Source organism: Streptomyces sp. BBFR51 (genome assembly GCF_044591655.1).
Classification (GTDB): Bacteria; Actinomycetota; Actinomycetes; order Streptomycetales; family Streptomycetaceae; genus Streptomyces.
This window is the reverse complement of record NZ_CP172448.1, coordinates 9,205,235-9,225,038: the sequence shown is the minus strand read 5'-3', so window position 1 is coordinate 9,225,038 and position 19,804 is coordinate 9,205,235. Positions and strand designations below refer to the sequence as shown.

Annotated in this window: 16 protein-coding genes and 1 pseudogene; 6 read left to right on the top strand and 11 right to left on the bottom strand. The window is 70.0% G+C overall.

Annotated elements, in window-relative coordinates:
• Nucleotides 1-443: 443 nt before the first annotated feature.
• Together ACGH7X_RS41600 and ACGH7X_RS41595 are read right to left on the bottom strand one after the other, a co-directional pair.
• Nucleotides 444-1,856 (bottom strand): aminotransferase class V-fold PLP-dependent enzyme, encoded by a 1,413-nt coding sequence (locus ACGH7X_RS41600; protein ID WP_399896543.1) that lies wholly within the window; start codon nt 1,854-1,856, stop codon nt 444-446.
• A 176-nt stretch (nt 1,857-2,032) separates the two neighbouring features.
• Nucleotides 2,033-2,466, bottom strand: a pseudogene (locus ACGH7X_RS41595) (cytochrome P450); the annotation flags it as partial.
• 346 nt (nt 2,467-2,812) lie between these two features.
• On the opposite strand from ACGH7X_RS41595, the gene efeB reads away from it, so the two are divergent.
• A complete protein-coding gene (gene efeB, locus ACGH7X_RS41590) occupies nt 2,813-4,105 on the top strand; it encodes an iron uptake transporter deferrochelatase/peroxidase subunit (protein ID WP_399896541.1) in 1,293 nt (430 codons plus the stop codon).
• Between the two features lie 19 nt (nt 4,106-4,124).
• On the opposite strand, the gene ACGH7X_RS41585 is transcribed toward efeB, so the two are convergent.
• The 4 genes from ACGH7X_RS41585 to ACGH7X_RS41570 all read right to left on the bottom strand — a co-directional run bounded on the left by ACGH7X_RS41585 (nt 4,125) and on the right by ACGH7X_RS41570 (nt 9,987).
• Nucleotides 4,125-7,019, bottom strand: a complete 2,895-nt coding sequence (locus ACGH7X_RS41585; RefSeq protein ID WP_399896538.1) for a SpoIIE family protein phosphatase — start codon at nt 7,017-7,019, stop codon at nt 4,125-4,127.
• A gap of 150 nt (nt 7,020-7,169) precedes the next feature.
• Nucleotides 7,170-8,390: an FAD-dependent monooxygenase gene (locus tag ACGH7X_RS41580; protein ID WP_399896535.1), complete on the bottom strand. Its 1,221-nt coding sequence runs from the start codon at nt 8,388-8,390 to the stop codon at nt 7,170-7,172.
• 69 nt (nt 8,391-8,459) lie between these two features.
• A complete protein-coding gene (locus tag ACGH7X_RS41575; protein ID WP_399896532.1) occupies nt 8,460-9,698 on the bottom strand; it encodes a cytochrome P450 in 1,239 nt (412 codons plus the stop codon).
• 91 nt (nt 9,699-9,789) lie between these two features.
• Nucleotides 9,790-9,987 (bottom strand): ferredoxin, encoded by a 198-nt coding sequence (locus ACGH7X_RS41570; protein WP_399896529.1) that lies wholly within the window; start codon nt 9,985-9,987, stop codon nt 9,790-9,792.
• A 96-nt stretch (nt 9,988-10,083) separates the two neighbouring features.
• Here ACGH7X_RS41570 and ACGH7X_RS41565 point away from each other — a divergent pair, with 96 nt between their 5' ends.
• Entirely contained in the window at nt 10,084-10,764 is a 681-nt protein-coding gene (locus ACGH7X_RS41565; protein WP_399896526.1) for a TetR/AcrR family transcriptional regulator, read from the top strand.
• An 80-nt stretch (nt 10,765-10,844) separates the two neighbouring features.
• Here the strand turns inward: ACGH7X_RS41565 and ACGH7X_RS41560 are convergent, their stop codons facing one another.
• Together ACGH7X_RS41560 and ACGH7X_RS41555 are read right to left on the bottom strand one after the other, a co-directional pair.
• The gene (locus ACGH7X_RS41560; RefSeq protein ID WP_399896523.1) at nt 10,845-11,054 is read right to left on the bottom strand and encodes a hypothetical protein; all 210 of its coding nucleotides are present in this window, start codon (nt 11,052-11,054) and stop codon (nt 10,845-10,847) included.
• Between the two features lie 17 nt (nt 11,055-11,071).
• Nucleotides 11,072-12,475 carry an MFS transporter gene (locus ACGH7X_RS41555; protein ID WP_399896520.1) on the bottom strand — a complete coding sequence of 468 codons (1,404 nt, stop codon included), beginning with the start codon at nt 12,473-12,475 and terminating at the stop codon, nt 11,072-11,074.
• 203 nt (nt 12,476-12,678) lie between these two features.
• Between ACGH7X_RS41555 and ACGH7X_RS41550 the strand changes: the two genes are divergently transcribed.
• Nucleotides 12,679-13,326 carry a TetR/AcrR family transcriptional regulator gene (locus ACGH7X_RS41550; RefSeq protein ID WP_399896517.1) on the top strand — a complete coding sequence of 216 codons (648 nt, stop codon included), beginning with the start codon at nt 12,679-12,681 and terminating at the stop codon, nt 13,324-13,326.
• Between the two features lie 10 nt (nt 13,327-13,336).
• Here the strand turns inward: ACGH7X_RS41550 and ACGH7X_RS41545 are convergent, their stop codons facing one another.
• On the bottom strand, nt 13,337-13,729 hold the full coding sequence (locus ACGH7X_RS41545; RefSeq protein WP_399896514.1) for a VOC family protein: 393 nt from the start codon (nt 13,727-13,729) through the stop codon (nt 13,337-13,339).
• Between the two features lie 178 nt (nt 13,730-13,907).
• Here ACGH7X_RS41545 and ACGH7X_RS41540 point away from each other — a divergent pair, with 178 nt between their 5' ends.
• Entirely contained in the window at nt 13,908-16,139 is a 2,232-nt protein-coding gene (locus ACGH7X_RS41540) for an MMPL family transporter (protein WP_399896511.1), read from the top strand.
• 135 nt (nt 16,140-16,274) lie between these two features.
• Nucleotides 16,275-16,616, top strand: coding sequence for a DUF6924 domain-containing protein (locus tag ACGH7X_RS41535; RefSeq protein ID WP_399896508.1), 342 nt, complete (start codon nt 16,275-16,277; stop codon nt 16,614-16,616).
• Between the two features lie 111 nt (nt 16,617-16,727).
• Here ACGH7X_RS41535 and ACGH7X_RS41530 read toward each other — a convergent pair whose 3' ends face one another.
• A complete protein-coding gene (locus ACGH7X_RS41530; protein WP_399896505.1) occupies nt 16,728-17,459 on the bottom strand; it encodes a DUF2306 domain-containing protein in 732 nt (243 codons plus the stop codon).
• A 184-nt stretch (nt 17,460-17,643) separates the two neighbouring features.
• Here ACGH7X_RS41530 and ACGH7X_RS41525 point away from each other — a divergent pair, with 184 nt between their 5' ends.
• A complete protein-coding gene (locus ACGH7X_RS41525; RefSeq protein WP_399896502.1) occupies nt 17,644-18,390 on the top strand; it encodes a TetR/AcrR family transcriptional regulator in 747 nt (248 codons plus the stop codon).
• Between the two features lie 23 nt (nt 18,391-18,413).
• On the opposite strand, the gene ACGH7X_RS41520 is transcribed toward ACGH7X_RS41525, so the two are convergent.
• Nucleotides 18,414-18,818: a LuxR C-terminal-related transcriptional regulator gene (locus ACGH7X_RS41520; RefSeq protein ID WP_399896500.1), complete on the bottom strand. Its 405-nt coding sequence runs from the start codon at nt 18,816-18,818 to the stop codon at nt 18,414-18,416.
• Nucleotides 18,819-19,804: the final 986 nt, after the last annotated feature.

Genomic DNA, 19,804 nt, shown 5'->3' with positions numbered 1-19,804 from the left:
TCCACGCTCGAAGTGACGTGATGTCAGTCCGGAGCGCGGCCGGTTCTCCTCCCGCGGTCGACGACAGCGCCGTCGGGAGGGAACCCGGCCGAGTCGCGGTGAACCCTCAGGGGTCACCGCTACGTGTGCCGGACGCGAACCCCGTGCCAGGAGGCCGCCGTCGGGCCGAAGCCGTCAGGGTCGAGCGGGATCGACCCTGACCGCTGAGGAGTGAACCACCGATTTCAGCCAATGAACAGCCCTCGACACGGCTTCGCCGCGAGGGCACTCGTCGGCCATACCCGCAGGTTATGAGGTCGTGCGGAGAAGGTGTGTACCGGAGCACCGCGCCGCCGCGTAGCTTCGGCCGAGCCCCGTGCCCACCGTCGTCCGGACCGACCGCCAGGAGGTGAGGCCCGCCTCGTGCCCCACCTCCCGACCCGCGCCGTGGTGCCGACGGGAAGTCAGCCCATCTCTCGCGACACCTTCCAGACCGCGTCGACGAGCCGCTCCACGTCCTTCCTCTGGTGGAAGAGGTGCGTGGAGACGCGGAGCGCCTGGTGCTCCTTGGCCGAGCCGGTCACCGGGAAGGAGATGCTGCGGATCTCGATGCCGTGTTCCTCCTTGAGGCGGGTCACGAGTGCCGACGCCTTCTTCGCGTCGTGGACGTCGGCCGGGTCGCGGAACGGCGTGAAGGAGGTGAGCGCGCACGCCAGCCGCGGGTCGTCCTTCGGTGAGTACAGGGCTTCGATGCCCCAGCGCTCGACGACCAGGTCCTTGAGGTGGGCGGAGAGTCCGAGGACGTAGTCCTGGATCCGGGTGCGTCCGATGCGGTCCCAGATCTCGCAGGTGTTGCGCACGGCGGCCATCATCGCGAGGCTGGTGTTGCCGACGTCCTGGAGGAGTGAGGCGATGTCGTAGCTCGCGGTCGGCCCGGTGGACCGCGGGGGCAGTCCCCCGTCGGTGGGGTAGCTCATGGACACCACGGGCCAGAACTCGGGCAGCGCGTTGGGGTTGTAGCGGGGCAGCACCTTGTTGCGGACGTAGAGGAGACCGGTGCCGGCCGGGGCGCACTGCCACTTCGCCATCGAACCGGCGAGGAAGTCGACGCCCAGTTCGTGGAGGTTGTACGCCATCATTCCCGGGACGTGGGCACCGTCGACGATGGTGATCAGACCGTGCTCCTGGGCGAGCTTCGCCAGCATCGCGATGGGCAGCATGGCGCCCGTCTTCTGAGTGGGCGCGGAGAACAGCATCGCCTTCGTCCGCGAGGTGATGGCCCCGCGGAACAGCTCGACGTAGTCTTCGGCGCGCTGGTCGTTGCCGACCGGGAGGTCCACCTGCCTGACGACGATGCCGTGCCGGTCCCGTGCCTGGGCCAACGACGTGAGCGAGGCAGGGTGCTCGTGGTTGGTGATGAGGAACTCGTCGCCCTCTTTCAGAGCCAGCCCGGCGATGATCTTCGATATGGCGTCGCTGGTGTTGTGTGTGACGGCGACCTCGTCGGGGTCGCAGCCGTAGCCGCTCGCGACGACGGCACGTACGTCGGCGAAGTCGTCGTATCCGGAGAGCGCCCGGACGGCTGTGTCCCGGTGCGTCCTGGCGAGGGTGTCGAGCACCTCGCGCGGGGGCGATCCCACCGTGCCGACGTTCATGAAGAGCACGTCCTTGTCCAGGACGAACAGTCTCTCCACGGCGTCCCAGTAGCGCGGCGACGAGGTGGGCGGCAGTGTGGCCGACGTCAGGCCGGCGGGTGCGCCCAAGGCCGGCGAGGCACCGGCCGCGCCGATGCCGACGGCGGCGGCACCGGCTCCCAGCAGTCCGACGAACCCCCGCCGGGAGACACCGGCGCATTCCGCAGACGTCCCATTAGTCATGATCATGACATTCCTTTCGCGTGTCTCGGCGCACGTGGCACAGGTTGGTTGCGTCGGGAGCGGAAAGGTTTACGTGGGTCGACGGGAATGTGTCCGCGATGCGGCACGGTCCTCGACGGGCCGGTGAGCCGGGGCCTCCTGCCAGGCGACTACCAGGCGACGGGGAGTTCGAGCATCCACACGCTCTCGTCGCGGTTGATGAGGGAGACGGCGAGGACCACTCCGTCCCCGGCACGGATGGTCTGCCCGTCGCCGTCGACGTCCTCGGTGGCCGTCCACGACCGGCCTCCGGCTCGTGCCGCCACTCGCGGACGAGGTCGTCCAGCAGACCCTCGCCCGGTGACATCCGCTTGCGGTCGATCAGCTCGCCCAGGAACGCCTCCAGTTCGCTCCGGGCGCCCTGAGCCTGCGCGGATGAGGCTCCGCGCACCAGCCGTCGGGCCTGCTCCTCGAAGAACTCGTGGTCGGCGTAGGGGACTCCGAGCAGCGCGCAGATCACCATCGAGGGCACGGGCAGCGCGAAGGCCGCCACCAGGTCGGCGGGCGGGCCCTGCGCGACCATCGCGTCGAGCCGTTCGCCGACGATCCGCCGGATGCCCGGGCGCAGTGCGCCGACATCGTGGACGGGCTCCGCAACGGCCGGATCTGGGTGGGGACCGGAGACCTGGTCACCGGCCTCGACCTCACCGTCTCCGGCCGGCACCGCGACGCCGCCATGGGCGAGACCCTGTCCGCCCAAGGAGGCGGTCGCCCTGGTCCGGGAGGCGGCCTCCGGCACCGTCGGGGTCGGCATCGTCGGCCGCCGGCTGCGCGCGTGGGACGTTTCCTGACCGGCGCCGGTTCAACACCCTCGGCCCGGCGCGCGTATCCCCCGGTGAACGTCGTCTCATGCGACCCCGGCCGTACGCCAACACCCGACGTTGTGCTGGAACGTCGCGGATTGGTTGGCTCCCGTCATGTCCGAACAGCCCACGCCCGCGGCTCCGGAGAGCACCACCGGCGACCCCGGCACCCCGCCGCGTACGAGGGGCGCGGCGGTCGTGTCGCGCCGGCGGCTGCTCGGCACGGCCGGGGCCACCGGGGTGGTGCTGGGGACCGCGGGCGCGCTCGCCGGGCGCTCGACCGCCGCACCGGCGGGCGACACCCCGCTGGCGTCGGTCGGTTCCGGGCAGTCGCCCTTCCACGGCAGGCATCAGTCGGGCATCAGCAGTGACCTGCAGTCCTCCGGTCATCTCGTCGCCTTCGACCTGGTGCCCGGTTCGGGCCGCAAGGAGGCGGCCGCGCTGCTGCGCCGGTGGTCGGCGACGGCCGAACGGCTCATGTCCGGCGAGCCGGCCGGGGACGGGGACACCGGGGTGGCCCTGGACGCCGGCCCGGCCTCGCTGACGATCACCTTCGGTCTCGGCCGTTCCTTCTTCGACCGCACGGGGCTGGCGAGCAGACGTCCGGACGCGCTGGCTCCGCTGCCTCCCTACTCCTCCGACCGGATCGACAAGTCCCGCAGCGAGGGGGACCTGTGGGTGCAGATCGGCGCGAACGACTCGCTGGTCGCCTTCCACGCCCTGCGCGCGATCCAGAGGGACGCCGGTTCCGCGGCCAGGGTGCGCTGGCAGATGAACGGCTTCAACCGCTCGCCCGGCGCCACCTCCCACCCCATGACGGCCCGCAACCTGATGGGACAGGTCGACGGCACGCGCAACCCGCGGCCGGACGAGAAGGACTTCGAACAGAAGGTCTTCGTCCCCGCCGACGGCGAGCCCGACTGGATGGCGAACGGCTCGTACGCCGTCGTACGCCGGATCCGCATGCTCCTGGACGACTGGGAGAAGCTCTCCCGCGGTGAGCAGGAGAAGGTCATCGGGCGGCGCAAGGCGGACGGGGCGCCCCTGAGCGGCGGCACCGAGACCAGCGACATGGACCTGGAGAAGACCGATGCGGAGGGCGACCTCGTGGTCCCCTTCACCGCCCACGCGCGCATCAGCCGCCCCGACTACAACCAGGGCGTGACCATCCTGCGCCGTCTGTTCTCCTACCACGACGGGTTCGGCGAGGACGGTGCGCCGGACGCGGGCATGCTGTTCGTCTGCTGGCAGGCGGATCCCATGCGCGGCTTCGTGCCGCTCCAGTTCCACCTCGACCGGGGCGACGCCCTGTCCCAGTACATCCGGCACGAGGCGAGCGGGCTGTACGCGGTGCCGGGCGGGGCGGCGCAGGGCGAGTACGTGGGTCAGCGGCTGCTGGAGGGGTGAGCGCGCCCGCGTCGTACTGTCACAGCTCGTCGTCGAACTGGGCGAGGAGGGTGTCGGCGGTGGCGTCCGCCATGCCGCCGGCCGCGTCGGCGTACGGAGCCAGTTCGGCCCAGATGACCTTGCCGTCCGGCGTGTAGCGGGTGCCCCAGCGCTGCGCGTAGTGCGCCACCAGGAACAGGCCGCGTCCGCCCTCGTCGGTCGTCGCCGCCCTGCGCACATGCGGCGATGTGCTGCCCGCGTCGGACACCTCGCAGGTCAGGTTCGTGTCGTGGAGCAGACGGACCCCGATGGGTTCGGTTCCGTACCGGATCGCGTTCGTGAGCAGTTCGCTGAGGATCAGTTCCAGGGTGAACGCCGTCTCCCCCAGGCCCCACTCCTCCAGTCGTCGCGCGCACTCCCGGCGCACACCGGCCACCGCCCGCGGGTCCGACGGCACGTCCCACCGCGCGACCTGCGAGGGGTCGAGCAGCCGGGTGCCGGCCACCAGCAGAGCGATGTCGTCCAGCGGGTGTTCCGGCAGCATGGTGTCGAGCACCGTCTGGCACGTCTCCTCCGGAGTACGGTCCGCCACGCCGTGCAACACCCCGTGCAGCAGGGCGAGTCCGCTGTCGATGTCCCGGTTCCTGTCCTCGATCAGCCCGTCGGTGTACAGCACCAGTTTCGATCCCTCGGCCAGGCGCAGCTCCGCCGTCTCGAAGGGGATGCCGTTGAGTCCCAGGGGAGGGGAGACCGGCACCTGCGGACTGTCGACGGTGCCGTCCGGACGCACCACAACCGGCGCCGGGTGCCCGGCGCGCGCCATCGTGCAGAGGCCGGTCACCGAGTCGTAGACCGCGTACAGGCACGTCGCCCCTGTCACTCCCGCGCCCTCGCCCGGCTCCTCGTCGGTCCGTTCGTCGGCGTCGATCCGGATCACCAGATCGTCCAGGTAGGCCAGCAGTTCGTCCGGCGGCAGGTCGAGCGCAGAGAGGTTGCGCACGGCGGTCCGCAGCCGGCCCATCGTCGCCGCCGCGTGCAGGCCGTGGCCGACGACGTCGCCGACCACGAGTGCCACCCGGCTGCCGGGCAGCGGGATGACGTCGAACCAGTCCCCGCCCACCCCCGCCTCCGCGGGCAGGTACCGCCAGGCCGCCTCCAGCGCGTTCTGTTCCGGGACACCCCTCGGCAGCAGGCTGCGCTGCAGTGTGACGGCCATCGCGTGCTCACGCGTGAACCGGCGGGCGTTGTCGACGGCGACCGCGGCCCGCGCCGCCAGTTCCTCGGCGAAGGACAGGTCGTCCTCCTCGAAGGCGGGTGCGTCCCCGGTGCGCCAGAAGTGCACCATGCCCAGCGTCGCACCGCGCGCCCGCAGGGGCACCGTCACCAGCGACCGCAGACCGTGCTCCGGCATCGCGCGCACCTGGTCCTGATCCGGGCCGTGGCCCTGATCCCGGTCCGGCTCCGGTCCCTGGTAGTCCCAGGGTGGCGGACCGGCGGCGGCGTGCGGGACCGTCTCCGCGACGGCCCGCCCAGACTCCAGCGCCCGGTCCGGTGCCGTCCCGGGGGCGACCGTGATCAGCTTCCCTGCCGGGGGCAGCGCCGATGTCTTCGCCCCACCGCACAGTGCCGTACGACGCATCCGCCCCCATGCCTCGGAGGACGGCTCCTGGCCTCTCGGCACCGCCTCCAGCAGGTCCACGGCCGCGACGTCGGCGAACCGCGGCACCGCCACCTCGGCCAGTTCCTCCGCCGTGCGGGTCACGTCCAGCGTGGTCCCGATCCGCACCCCGGCGTCGTACAGCAGCGTCAGTCGTGCGCGGGCGACCTCGGCCCGTCCCGAGACCACCGCCAGTTCGGTGGTGTCGCGCAGGGTCGCCACACTGCCGGGCTGCCCGCTGTACGGGGCGGTGATCCGCTTGTTCACCGCCAGCAGCCGGTCGCCCGCCGGCCGCACCTCGTCCGTGACCGGCTCGTCCGACGCGAGCATCCGTTCCACACCTTCGTCCAGACCGAGCGAGCCGATCGGACGGCCCTCGACGTCCGCCGGCAGGTCCAGCAGCCGCCGGGCCTCGTCGTTGGCCAGGATCAGCCGGCCGTCAGGGCCGGTGATCAGCACGCCTTCCCGCACCGCGTGCAGGACCGCGTCGTGGTGGTCGTACATCCGCGCCATCTGCACCGGGCCCAGGCCGTGCGTCTGGCGGCGCAGCCGGCGCGCCACCAACGCCGTGCCGGTCGTGGACACGACGAGGGCGACGGCGCCGGTGCCCAGGATGATCGGCAGCTGGTTCGCGGCCATGCTGGTCACGCTGCGGACCTTGAACCCCGAGGACACCAGGCCGATCACCGAGCCGTCGGACCCGGTCACCGGTACCACCGCCTGGACAACGTGGCCCGAGGGGGTGTCGAGCGTCTCGACGAGGACGTGACCGTGCAACGACGGTCCGATGTTTCCGACGAACTTCTTGCCGATCCGCTCGGGGATCGGGTTGGTGTAACGGATGCCACGGGTGTCCGTGACGGTCAGGAAGTCGACACCGCCCCTCTTCCTGAACGCCTCGGCCCGCGGCTGCAGCACCGCCGTCGGATCCGGGGACTTCAGCGCCTCCTCCATGCCCGGGGCGTTGGCGAACGCCTCCGCCGCGGTCACCGACTGCCGCCTGGCCTCCCTCGTACTGTCCCGGTGGGCCTGCAGGATCAGCGCCGTCACGGCGGCCACGACCAGCAGCACCACGATCCCGACCTGGAGGAGGAACACCTGCCCGGCGGCACTGCGAGGGCTCAGCAGGGCGCGCAGTACCGAACCGGAGGAGTGGCCGGTGCCCGGGTCCCCTGCCGCCGGACGCCGTGGCTCCGAGCCGCCGGTACGGCCCCGTTCCCCCTCGTCGGCCTTCGGCCCGTGCGGCGCGTGCCGGATTCGGCGGAAGAGTGCCTTCATGATCATCCCTCGCGCGGTCCACGCGTGAGAGGTGCCCCGCGCGCGCGTTTACACTAGAGGCTTTTTATGCGCATCTTACCGTTTCATGCATTATTTACCCTTTGCCTGGTCGTTCAGACGGCTGGGCCCTGGCACGTCCGGACGTCGAGGTCACATCATCGGCGCGAGCTCCGGCAGGGTGAGGGCCGAGTGGACGGGGCGCCCTCCCGAGGAGGGCATGGTGTCGAGCCGGCGCAGCATCTCGTTGCGCTGCTCCAGTCCCCGGGCGGTGGTGGGGAAGAGCCTGGCGTCGCCCTCGCCGACCACGTCCTGGTTCAGGGTCACGAACTCCCGGGTCCGGTGTTCGTAGGCGGCGAAGCCCGCGGCGGGGCTCCGGTCGGCCAGGGAGTCGGCGAGCATGTACGCGCCGACCAGGGCCAGGCTGGATCCCTGCCCGGTCAGGAACGAGGGAGCGAACGCCGCGTCGCCCACCAGCGCGACCCTGCCACTGGACCAGCTCGGCATACGGATCTGGCTGACCACGTCGAAGAACAGGTCGTCCGCCTCGCGCATGGCGGCGACCATGGCCGGCACCTCCCACCCCGCGTCCGCGAAGATCCCCGCGACCAGTTCCCGCTGCGCCCCCGGGTCGCGGAACGCGTCGAACGGCGGCTCCGGCCGGGCGAAGATCAGGAAGGCGTGCACCTCGTCCCCGTCGCCCGCCGCGTAGAGCGCGGCGGCCCTGCCCGGACTGTTCCACATCATCGCCTCGCGGGAGAGACCGAGGGTGTCGCGCATGGTGAATCCCGCGAAGCAGTAGCCCAGGTACCGGTGGAAGCCCTCTTCGGGACCGAACACCATCTCCCGGGTGCGCGAATGCAGTCCGTCCGCGCCGACCACCACGTCGAACGTGCGGCAGGCTCCCCCGCGGAAGGCGACGTCCACTCCACCAGGGGTCTGGTCGAGGGTCTCGACGCAGTCGTTGAACACGAACTCCACGTCGTCACGCACCGCGTCGTGGAGGGCGGACGTCAGGTCTCCGCGCCGCACCTCGATGTCCCGTCCGGTCACGCTGCCGACGACGGCGTCCTGGGCGATCGTTGCCACCTGGCTGCCGTCCGCGTCGAGGAACGTGGTCCTGCCCATACCCACGTGCACGTCTCTGAGCCGGGGCAGGATGCCCATCCTGCGGACGGCCTCCAGCGCGGTGCCCCGTACGTCGACGGGGTAGCCGCCACCGCGCGGTGTGCCCGCCTTCTCCACCACCGTGACCTCGAAGCCCCAGCGGTTCAGCCAGTAGGCGAGGGCCGGTCCCGCGATGCCGGCGCCGGAGACCAGGGCGTTGGGCCTCGGTCTGTTGCGGACCTCGGCCATCAGTCCGTCGAACGTCATGTCTCTTCTCCTTTGCTCCTGGTACGAACAACGACAAAACCCGCGCCTCACGGCGCGAGCCGGTGTGTCCTACCAGGTCACGGGCAGTTCATTGAGTCCGTAGAGGGCGGTGTTCCGACGGAAGGCGACGTCCTCGAAGGGGATCGCGAGTCGCAGGCCCGGCAGCCGGCGCAGGAGCGCGGGCAGGGCGATCCGGAGTTCCACCCGGGCCAGGTTCTGGCCGAGGCACTGGTGGGGGCCGTAGCCGAAGGCCAGGTGACCGGTGGCAGGGCGGCGGACGTCGAGGGCGTCGGGGTCGGTGCCGCGGAAGGCTTCGTCCCGGTTGCCGGAGGGGAGGCTCAAGACCAGTCCCTCGCCGGCCCGTACGGGTTGTCCGGCGAGGGTGAGGTCCTCCCGGGCGACGCGGACGACGACGTTGTCGGCGATGGTGAGGTGGCGCAGGATCTCCTCGACCGCTCCGGCGACCACGCGCGCGTCGTCGGTGTCGCGGACGAGCGCGAGCTGGTCGGGGTGGCGCAGGAGGGCCAGGGTGCCCAGGGCGATCATGGTCGCGGTGGTCTCGTGCCCGGCCACCAGCAGGGCCATCGCCATGGGGGCCGCCTGCTGCCGGGTGAGTTGACCGGTGGCGATCCGTTCGGTGACGAGCCGGCTGAGGAGGTCGTCGCCGGGCTGGCGCAACTTGCGTTCGAGGTGCCGGAGGAGATAGGCGGTAAGAGCTTCGGAGGCGCCGCGGACCTCCGCGGCGGAGGCGGTGAAGTCGAACAGTCTCCGGGAGTTCTCCTGGAAGAAGGCGTGGTCCTCGTAGGGGACGTCCAGCAGCCGCGCGATCACTTCGGAAGGGACCGGCAGGGCGAACTCGGTGACCAGATCGGCGGACCGGCCGTGGGCGGTCATCCGGTCGAGGTTGTCGCTCACCACGTTCTCGATGTCCTGCCGCATGCTCTCGGCGCGCTTGACGGTGAAGAACCGGGTGAGCATGCGGCGGTGTTCGGCGTGGCGGGGGTCGTCCGTACGCGCGAAGACGACTTCGTCCTCCGGGCCGGGAACCCGCGTGCCCGGGGAGACCCGGGGGAATCCGGGGTGCCTCGCATCGGCGCTGACGCGGGGGTCACGCAGGGCGGTGCGGATGTCCTCGTAGCGGGTCACCATCCACACCTGGCTGCCGTCCCACAGGCGGGCCTTCCGCAGGCCCGCGGTCTGTCGCCAGTCGCGGTAGGCGGCGGGCGGGTCGAAGGGGCACTGCGCGGAGCGTTCCTGGGGGAAGGCCGGAAGTTCGGCCGTGGGGTCGGGCTCGGCCTGCGTGGTCACAAGTCCTCCATCAGGGTCGTGGGGCAGGTGGCGGAGTGTGCGACGGCCGCGTGGGGGCACGCCCCAGGCCGGCACGGCGCACGTCGTTCGTTCACGCCTCCACCAGACGGATGGCCACGGCGGGGCAGGCCTCGGCCGCCTCTCGGACCCCGTCCCGCGCCTCGGGTGCGGGACGGGCGTCCAGCAGCTCGACGATCCCGTCCTCGTCGCGCTGGTCGAAGACCTCGGGCGCGAGCAGTACGCACTGCCCCGCACCGACGCACTTGCCCTGCTCCACGTCCACTCGCATGGGCCCGCTCCAATCAGTAATCACCGTTTACCAACTTGATGAACAATGTAAACTGAATGCCGCGACAGAATCAAGCGGAATCAATGTGGAGAAGCCATGAGCAGCACAGGCCACACAGGAAGATCCGGTGCGTCCGACGGACGCATCCGCGTACCCAACCGCTGGGGGGAAGGACAACGGCTGCGCCAGGAGGTACTGGACGCGGCCGGACGCCTCCTCAGGGAGGGGGGCGGTCCCGAGGAGATCTCGCTGCGCGGCATCGCCAGAGAAGTGGGCGTCACCGCTCCCTCGATCTACAAACACTTCAAGGACAAGTCGGAACTGCTCCTCGCCGTCCTCGACGACATCTGCCGCGAACTGGCCGAGGACATGCGCGAAGCGGCACGGTCGGCACCCGGCTCCGATCCGTGGACGGCGCTGCGGGCCACCGTCGACACGTACTGCCGGTTCGCCACCGATCAACGGCAGAGTTACCAGCTCATGTTCCACATCGGGCCCACACTGACCGAGCCCCAGTCCTCAGCGGCGCACCCCGGGCACCGGGTGATGGAGGTGTGGCGCGAGGTCGTCCAGGCGTACCTGGCTGATCCGGCCACCAACGTCGGCCGAGACCCGGGCGCGTCGTCACTGACCGCGGAGGACCTCACACGGCTGTTGTGGACCGGCCTGCACGGCCAGTTCGGCATCTGGTGGATCACCACCCGCAACAAGCCGGGCCAACAGCCCCTGGTCCAGCTGCAGAACGCTCTTCTCGTCTCCCTGTTCGGCCGCTCCTGAGCGGGTCCCCGTACCGGACCTGACGTCCTTGCCGGCAAGTCGGGCGGCACGGCGGTCGGGGCGCAGGGTGAGGCCACGGTTCAAGAACGCCTCGGTGTCGTCCGGTCCGAGTCCGGCACCGCGGGAACCTTGCGGCTGGCCGGGTCCCGCATGACCCGGTGGACGGCTTCGACGGCGTGGGCGACGCAGCCGTCCGTGCCGGCCTCCACCAGCGAGCAGGCCCGCCAGGTCCACGTCGCCGCGCCGCCGGGCGGCGGCAACTCGTCGGGACAGCAACAGATCTGTGGCATGACGGCGCACGTTCAGCCTATGCAGTGCGCTCTTCCCGCTTGCTCATCGAGCGGACGACAAGCAGGGACAGCGCCGTCACCACGCCGGCCATGACGAAGCCGGTGACGAAGGAGGATTCGGCCGGGGTGTCCGACCCGGAGGGAGTCCCCGCGGTGAGGATCGCGCCGCTGACCTGTACACCCACCGCGTAGCCGATCACGCGGGTCACCAGGATCAGACTGGTGGCGATGCCGGTGTCGCTCTCGTCGACGGAGGTGGCGGTGCTGCTCACCATCGCCGTGACGCACAGTCCGTTCGCGAGCGCGACCAGCATCTTGCCGATGATGAGGTGCCAGATCTGGGTGTGTACGAGTGCCAGGGCGGCCAGCGCGCAGGCCATCATGACGATGCCGGCGGTGACCACGGCACGTGAGCCGAAACGCCGCGCGCCGATCCCGCTGAGCGGCCCGGCGAGCGACGCGGCCACGGCGCCGGGCAGCAGGAAGAACCCCGTCTCGGTGGCGCTGGCCCCGAACCCGTAGGCATCCTCGGACACCGCGAACAACTGCGGTACGAGATAGACCGCCACCGACGTGCCGATGCAGATCACGAACGTCAGCACACACGACTTCCACATCCCGGGCCGGGTCAGCATCCCCAGATCGACCATGGGCGCGGCCGCGCGCCGCTCCACGGCGATCCATCCGGTCACGAAGCCGGCCAGCAGAACGACGACGGCGACGAGCAGGACCGGCTGCGAGCCGAGGTCGGGCGCGAGCGCGAGCGCGAGCATGAGCGTGATGAGCATCCCGCTCAGCAGGGCCAGGCCCGGCCAGTCGACCCCGGCCTCGTCCGAGCGGCCCGGCGGATCGGCGGGCATCAGCCGGTACACCAGCAGGGTGGACCCGATGACGGCCAGCGTCGGCAGGGCGAACATCCAGTGCCGGGAGAGTCCTTCCGCCACCGGCCCGGCCGACAGTGTTCCCGCCATCCCGCCGCCCACGAACAGCCCGCTGACCACCCCGATGGCGACCTTCGAGTCGCCCGCCGGGAGATGTTTGCGCACCACGATGAACGACAGGGGCAGCGCGCCCACCATGGCGCCCTGCAACACCTGGCCCAGCAGCAGCACCGGCAGGTTCGGCGCCAGGGAGGACACCGTGCCGCCGACCGAGACCACCGCCATCAGCCGGATCAGGACCTTCTTGCCGCCGTAACGGTCGCCGAACTTCCCCGCGACCGGCGTGATGAGCGCGCCGGTGATGAGAAGCATGATGCTCAATAACGCACCTTCGGCGGGACTCATGTCCAACTCCCGTTGCAGGAGCGGAAGTGTGGGCGTCACCACCGATTCCAGGGCACCGGTGGCCAGTGCCAGCATGCCGAGTGCGGCGAGAGCGGGCTTCTTGATGCCGACCGGTGAAGCCAGCGCCATGGTCATGCTCGTCCAATCCGTCGTTGCCGAAAAGTGGGGAGCAGTACGCGGGGACGGGAACGTGTCGTGAACCGTGCGAGCCAACCCGGCGGGCACAGCTGGGTTCGCCGCGCGCCGACACCGGGCGGGCGGGCGGTGATCAGGCCGGGCACGGCATCCAGCCCCCGAGGTAAACTACACCGTGCAGTGTAAGGCGCTAGTATGAGTGCATGGCGACCACGAAGACACCGCGTCCGAAAACCCTGCGCGAGGGCTCCGCGCAGAAACGGACCGCCATCCTCTCGGCCGCCCGGGAGCTCTTCCTGACAGGCGGTTTCGACCGGTCCAGCGTCGACGCGGTCGCCGCGCTGGCCGAAGTCTCCAAGCGGACGGTCTACGACTACTTCGGCGACAAACAGACGCTGCTGCGGGCCGTCGTCGACTCCATCGGCCAGTCACTGATCACCACGATCCGGCGCACCCTCGACGACACCCTCGCGCAGGTCACCGAGGCCGCCGAGCTCGAGGACGCGTTGGTGGCCTTCGCGATGCGCATCGCGACCGACATGCTCGACTCGGGCGAGTACGCGACACTGCAACGCCTGGTCCGGACGGAGTCCCGTCATCTGCCGGACGGGGGCGACCAGTTCATGGCCGACACCCCCGACGAGGCACTGGCCGAACGGCTCGCCGCCTTCGCCGACGCCGGCCTGCTCTCCGTACCCGACGCCCGTCTCGCGGCGGACCAGTTCACCGCTCTGACCTTCTCGGTCGCGCTCAACCGGCTCGGTTCGGCCAACGCCGCGGAGGACCCTCGTGTCCGGCCGCTCGTCGTCGAGGGCGTACGGACCTTTCTGCGGGCCTACCGGCCTTCGTAGCGGACGCGGATCACCCGCGCCGCTCGAGCCACTCCTGGAGTTCGACGAGGTTGCCCGCCGGGTCCTTGAGGTGGGCGACGCGCAGGTGGTCCGTCATGGGGGCGGGACCGTTGACGAGCACGGCGCCCCGCGCGGTGATCTCCTCGCAGTAGCGGTCCAGTTCGTCGACGCGCAGGACGACGAGGGACCGGTATCCGGTCGGCTCGGCGGCCAGCTCACCCAGCATCCCGCTCATCTGGACCCGATCCTGGAGGGCGATGCCCGCGGCACCGCCGTCGGCGGTGAACTTCGCGTACGGCCCGTCCTCCGCCTCGAACTGGGGCTTCAGCGCCAGAACGTCCCGGTAGAAGCGGTAGCAGCGGGGGAAGTCCGCGACCAGCAGGCGGATTTGGGCAAGGTTCATGACCGCACCTTATCGGGAACGCATGAAGGACCTTTCTGGCACGCCAAATAATTCTGACACTGTTAGATAAAATTCATACTGCTAAATCTTCCTCTCCTTGACTACCGTCGCTCACGGCGATGAGGAAGCGCGACAACCCCTCATTCACGACCAGCAGGTGCAAGCAAGAGGAGATGTCATGTTCGAACGCGTGGCCGAGCTGGCGATTCGCCGGTCCCGGCTGGTACTCGTCATCGCCGTCCTGGCGGTGGCCGTCATGGGCTTCGTGGGCGGCGGCGCGTTCACCAAGCTGCTGCCGGGCGGCTTCGACGACCCGAACTCGCAGTCCAGCCGGGCCGTCGAGGTCATCGACGACAAGTTCGGCGGCGAGACGAACCTGGTCCTGCTGGTCGACTCCCCCGACGGCGGTGTCGACACCCCGGCCGCCAAGAGCGGCGGACAGGCGCTGGTCGCCGAGCTCAAGGGTGAGAAGAACCTGGCGAACGTGTACTCCTACTGGGACACGAACCTCGCCGACCTCCGCTCCGAGGACGGGGAGCAGGCCCTGATCCTCGCCCATGTGAAGGGCGAGGAGGCGGAGTTGCAGGACAACGCCCAGAGTCTCATCGACTCCTACTCCGGGGCCTACAAGGACACACTCGAGGTCAAGGCGGGCGGCGGCACCGCCGTGAGCGCCGACATCTCGACCCAGGTGGTCTCGGACCTGGTGCTGGCGGAGTCCATCGCCATACCCCTGACACTGATACTGCTGCTCTTCGTCTTCGGCAGCGTCGTCTCCGCCCTGCTGCCGCTGGCCATCGCGGTCATCGCCATCGCGGGGGCCTTCGCCCAGCTGTCCATTCTCGGCGGCATCACCGAGGTCTCCAACACCGCGACCAACCTGGTCACCGCGCTGGGCCTCGGGCTGGGCATCGACTACGCCCTTTTGATGACCAGCCGCTTCCGTGAGCAGCTCGCGTCCGGAGCCTCCGTGGACGACGCCGTCCGCCGCACGGTGAGCACGGCGGGCCGCACGGTCGCGTTCTCCGCCGCCACGGTGGCCGCCGCACTCGCCTCGCTGCTGGTCTTCCCCCAGTACTTCCTGCGCTCCTTCGGCTACGCCGGCGTCGGAGTCGTCGCCATCGCGGCCGTCAGCACCCTGTTCGTGATGCCCGCCCTGTTCGTCGTCCTGGGACACCGGGTCAACAAGGGCCGGATGCCGTGGGCCAAGGACCGCCGGCCCACCGTGCAGGGTTCCGTCTGGGGCCGCATGGCCCGGACGGTGATGCGGCGGCCCGCGCTGACCGCGCTGCCCGTGCTCGCCGTCCTGCTGGTGGCCGCCGCCCCGCTGATCGGCATCACCTTCGGCACCCCCGACGAGCGGGTGCTGCCTGAGAACGCCGAAAGCCGCCAGGTCACCGCGATGCTCGGCGAGAACTTCAACGGCAACGACGCGGCGGCCCTCCACGTGGTCATCGACAGGGCCGTTGCCACGGACGGGCTGACCTCCTACGCGAGTGACCTGGCCGCCCTCGACGGCGTCCTGCGGGTCGAGACGAGCGAGGGCATGTACACCGGTGGCCAGTCCGCGCCGACCGGTCCCGGCAACCCGGCACTCGGGCGCCCCGACGCCCAGCGGATCAACGTGGTGAGCGGACTGACCCCGAAGTCGGACGAGGCCGAGGCGCTGGTCGCGGATGTACGTGCGGTGACGGCGCCCGAAGGGACCGAACCCCTGGTGGGCGGGACCGACGCCGAGCTGGTCGACGCGAAGGATTCCATCAGCGGCCAGCTGCCGCTCGCGATCGCCCTGGTCGTCCTCACCACCTTTGTCCTCCTCTTCCTGTTCACCGGCAGCATCGTGCAGCCGCTGCGCGCGCTGGCCCTCAACGTGGTCAGCCTGGGCGCCACCCTCGGCGTCATGACCTGGATCTTCCAGGACGGCAACCTCTCGTCCCTGCTCGGCTTCACCGCCCAGCCGATGGAGGTGTCGATGACGGTGCTGATGTTCTGCATCGCCTTCGGTCTGTCGATGGACTACGAGGTGTTCGTCACCAGCCGGATCAAGGAGCTCCACGACCAGGGCGAGGACAACGAGTCCGCCGTGGCCAACGGGCTCGGTCACACCGGACGCATCGTCTCGGCGGCGGCCCTCCTGCTGGCCGTGAGCTTCTTCGCCTTCGGCACGGCCAAGATCACCTTCATGCAGATGTTCGGCCTCGGCAGCGGCCTGGCCATCCTGATCGACGCCATCGCCGTACGCGGTGTGCTCGTCCCCGCCGCGATGCGCCTGCTCGGTGACTCGGCCTGGTACGCGCCGCCCTTCCTGAAGAAGCTGCACGGCCGGATCGGCCTGAGCGAGGGTGGTCCCGAGCCGACGCCGGCGTCCACGACGGCGCCCTCGTGGGCGAAGGACACGACGCAGGTCTGACCACCGGTACCACGACGTCCGGGCGGGCTCGCGGCAGGTATCTGCCGCGAGCCCGCCCCTTCGTGCCTACCGGGGTGGCTCTCGCCGGCCGGGGCGGATGCGGGAAGACGAGGTAGCCGCACCCGGCCGCGTCATATGCCCGAGCTGGACGGTGCGGACACAGACGCGGTCCTGGCGGCGATATCGGCCCACGAGGAGCTGTTGGAACAGCTCAGTGTGGTGTTCGTCGCCGACTGCACGACGATGTGTGTCGGCCACCACGCCCTGCTCGCGGTCACCACCATGACCCGGGAGGACTTCGACGACGACGAGGAGTACGAGGCCGCGGTCGAGTTCGGACGTGCATTCCGCACGCTGCCGGGCGGTGTGCACTCGATCCATGTCAACCCTGAACTGGCCAACGTGGACTTCGAGGAATTCTCTTCGAGCGCGCGCGAGGACCCGGAGGGGGTCTTCCGCTCCGTCGCCGAGCGATAGGACCGTCGAGGGCTCACTGCCCGCCCCTTGCGCGGACCTTGCACCGACCGGCCGCTTCGACACGACGAGGCGGCCGGTGACATGTTGTCACCGGCCGCCGAATTGAGGCCGTCACACCGCCGCGGGCTCCTCCTTGCCGAGGCCCCTCCCGGCCGTCTGCTCCTGGGCGCCCGCGGGGCGCCTGCGGCTGCGGGCGAGGGGCTTGAGGGTGCGCTGGACGATGAACCATTCGGCGACGCCGGCGCTGATGAGGATCGAGCCCCACACGGACGTCGTGTAGACGTCCTCGAAGGACAGCCAGTCGAACTGCGACCGGAGGGCGAGTCCGATCAGGAGGAACACGCGGAGCACGACGGCGGCGAACGAGAGCGCGTAGTTCCGGATCATCCAGATGCGATGGAGCTGGACCTGGCCCTTCCGGATCGTCCGGTAGGCCTGGACCATGGAGTACAGCCAGGCCGCCGTGAGGATGTAGAAGCCGACCTGCGCGGGGAACCCGTCCTCGGAGAACGTCGCCGCGAAGAGGGCCGCCACGGACGCGATGACCATGCTGACCATGTAGACGCGGCCCAGGACCCGGTGCATCTTGCGGTACTTGTTCCGCCAGGCCGGGACGAACTGGATCGGTCCGAGCGCCAGCAGCAACCCCCCGGGCAAGGCGTGGATGCCGAGAATCAGGTAGTGCACGGCCACGTCCGGGTTGAGCGGGATCTTGCTCTGCGACTCACTGCCGGTCAGATAGACGGGGACGCTGTACGCGGCGGTTCCGACCGCCAGAACGGCGAACAGCCACCAGCCGAAGCTCGGCCACCGGCGCTTCGACGTGATCCTGGCTGTGGACATGGGGGGACTCCCGAATTGGTGCCTGGTTGGGGGGACGGGCTCGGAGTGGCTGCGATGCGCCGTGCTCACGGTAGACAGGGATCCATCTGTGTTGGCAGCACTAATTTTACCTAACAGTGTGAGTTTGATTTATCACTCTTCACCATCCTTGTCGCCATAAGGCGTGCGTCGTACGGTCTGAATCATGAACGGAGACGAACCAGCCGGTGCCCCACTGTCCCTGCGTGAACGGCGGTGGGCCGTCGCCGTCCGGGAGATCCTGGCCGCCGCCGAGGACCAGATCGCCGAGAACGGACCGGCCGCGCTGTCTCTGCGTGCGGTCGCCCGGAGTCTCGGGATGACCGTGCAGGCGCTCTACCACTACTTCCCGAGCCGGGACGAGCTCGTCACCGCCCTCGTCGCCAAGGCCTACGGCGACCTGGCCGACGCCGTGCAGGAAGCGGTCGACTCGGCGCCGGAGGACTCCGACCTGCCCGGGATGGTGATCGCCGCCGAGAGGTACCGCCAGTGGGGGGTCGACCATCCGGAGCGGTTCCAGCTCATCTACGGAGCGCCCCTGCGCCACTACTCGGCCCCCGCGGAGGGCGCCAGCACCCGGGCGGTCCGCCGGATGAGCGGGATCTTCCAGAACGAGCTGTTCAGAGGATTCACCACCGAGCAACTCGCCGCCGCGGACACCGCCGCTCTCTCCCCCGCCCTCAAGCAGCACCTGGAGGACTTCCTGTCCCCGGACGCCCTCGGCGGAATGCCGTCTCCCGCCGTGCCCATCCTGATCAGCGCCTGGGGACAGATGCACGGCCTGGTCGTGCTCGAGGTGTTCGGACACACGTCCTTCGTCGGACCGCATCAGGCCGAGATGTTCCGCATGGCGATGCTGGCCATGCTCCAGGACGTCCGCCGCCGCATTCCGGCCGACGTCACCGCGCGGTGACGACACCCCGGTGGACCGCCGGGTCATATGTGTCCCGCCCGTATCGCGTGGGCCATGGCGTGTTCCCGGCCGCGCACCCCCCCCCAGCGGCCAATGACCTGACGCAGGGAGTTCTTGACGGCCCATTCGGAACACTCCAGGCGCTGCGCGATCTCCTGGTTGCTCAACCCCTCGGCGACGTGGCGCCGCACGGTCAGCTCTCGCGGCGAGGGGCGGTGCACCGACCCGGCGGTGTCCTGCCCGACCGCCAACCGGCGCACCGACACCGCGAGAGCCAGCAGCCGGTCGACCAGGTCGCCGTGACCGGCCGCCGCCGCCGAAACCGCCCGGGCGAGCCGGTCCGGGCTGACATCGTGGCTCCGCACGACGACACGGACACCCGCACCCATCACATCGAGGAAGTCCGCGTCCTTCAGACCGCGGGTCACCAGCACGGCGCGCCCTGCCCCGACCTGCGCACACGCACGCAACCGGCCTTGACCGCCTCGTCGGGAGTGTCGACCGGGAACACGGAGACGGCGTCACACCGGCTGTCCGATTCGCCAACCAGCCGGACGGTGGGGCATGGGGCCAGGCAGTGCACGATTCCCGCCCGCAGTACGGGGTCGTCGGCAGGGATCACGACGGGCACGCGATCCGGTGCCGGTGAGGGCGGGTTGGGTGTGGGGGCGTCATGGTGACTCCGTCCAGGGTCCGTCTTCTTCCGGGCGACGCGCGGGGCGCTCACGGGGTGTACGACATCACCCGCCGCACCGTTGAAGAGCGGGTCGGCCGCAAGGGGCCCTGTCATCCTCACCCAGCTCGGGGAACTCGGGGTTCACCGACAAGAAAGCGACAATCCAACGCCACTACGATCTTGGAGACGGTTCAGCCGGACCGAAGGCATGAGAAGGCTGCCGTCACAACAGCCGGTTCGCATACCCCCCGTTGCGAGCCGGCTGTTCGACTGCGCCCTCTCACCCCCTTGCGCAGGGGGCGCAGTCACCAGAGCCGGAACAGTTCTCTCTCGCGACGATCTCGCACACGACACCGAGCGCCCCGACGGCACCCGCAACCCGGGTCGGTAGCGCAGGCTGTACCCCTGGTTGGCCCCAGGGCTTCATGGCGGCCGTCACACCCCGTTCCTATGTTGGTGATCGCGCCGATCGAGTCGACGGCGTCCTTGAACAGAAGGAAGGCCCGGGGCATGGTGATCACGGCGAGGTCCTGGTCACGCCGTCACGAGAGCGCGGTTGGACCGCGCGCGGACATCCTTTCAACGTAACCCCGCCGCGTTGCGTAGACCTTGTGTGAGCGGTCGTGTGTACGAGCTACCCATGCCGCCCGAAGTACCGGCCGGTCATCGGCCGAGGTACCGGGCGCGGGACATCGTTGTCCTGTCCCGGGCGACACCCGGTGCACGCACGACGCCGCC

What these genes read in the sequence shown, in the direction of transcription:
- ACGH7X_RS41600 (WP_399896543.1), bottom strand. Translation starts at nt 1,856, where the DNA reads ATGACTAATGGGACGTCTGCGGAATGCGCCGGTGTCTCCCGGCGGGGG.
- efeB (WP_399896541.1), top strand. Translation starts at nt 2,813, where the DNA reads ATGTCCGAACAGCCCACGCCCGCGGCTCCGGAGAGCACCACCGGCGAC.
- ACGH7X_RS41585 (WP_399896538.1), bottom strand. Translation starts at nt 7,019, where the DNA reads ATGAAGGCACTCTTCCGCCGAATCCGGCACGCGCCGCACGGGCCGAAG.
- ACGH7X_RS41580 (WP_399896535.1), bottom strand. Translation starts at nt 8,390, where the DNA reads ATGACGTTCGACGGACTGATGGCCGAGGTCCGCAACAGACCGAGGCCC.
- ACGH7X_RS41570 (WP_399896529.1), bottom strand. Translation starts at nt 9,987, where the DNA reads ATGCGAGTGGACGTGGAGCAGGGCAAGTGCGTCGGTGCGGGGCAGTGC.
- ACGH7X_RS41565 (WP_399896526.1), top strand. Translation starts at nt 10,084, where the DNA reads ATGAGCAGCACAGGCCACACAGGAAGATCCGGTGCGTCCGACGGACGC.
- ACGH7X_RS41560 (WP_399896523.1), bottom strand. Translation starts at nt 11,054, where the DNA reads ATGCCACAGATCTGTTGCTGTCCCGACGAGTTGCCGCCGCCCGGCGGC.
- ACGH7X_RS41555 (WP_399896520.1), bottom strand. Translation starts at nt 12,475, where the DNA reads ATGACCATGGCGCTGGCTTCACCGGTCGGCATCAAGAAGCCCGCTCTC.
- ACGH7X_RS41550 (WP_399896517.1), top strand. Translation starts at nt 12,679, where the DNA reads ATGGCGACCACGAAGACACCGCGTCCGAAAACCCTGCGCGAGGGCTCC.
- ACGH7X_RS41545 (WP_399896514.1), bottom strand. Translation starts at nt 13,729, where the DNA reads ATGAACCTTGCCCAAATCCGCCTGCTGGTCGCGGACTTCCCCCGCTGC.
- ACGH7X_RS41540 (WP_399896511.1), top strand. Translation starts at nt 13,908, where the DNA reads ATGTTCGAACGCGTGGCCGAGCTGGCGATTCGCCGGTCCCGGCTGGTA.
- ACGH7X_RS41535 (WP_399896508.1), top strand. Translation starts at nt 16,275, where the DNA reads ATGCCCGAGCTGGACGGTGCGGACACAGACGCGGTCCTGGCGGCGATA.
- ACGH7X_RS41530 (WP_399896505.1), bottom strand. Translation starts at nt 17,459, where the DNA reads ATGTCCACAGCCAGGATCACGTCGAAGCGCCGGTGGCCGAGCTTCGGC.
- ACGH7X_RS41525 (WP_399896502.1), top strand. Translation starts at nt 17,644, where the DNA reads ATGAACGGAGACGAACCAGCCGGTGCCCCACTGTCCCTGCGTGAACGG.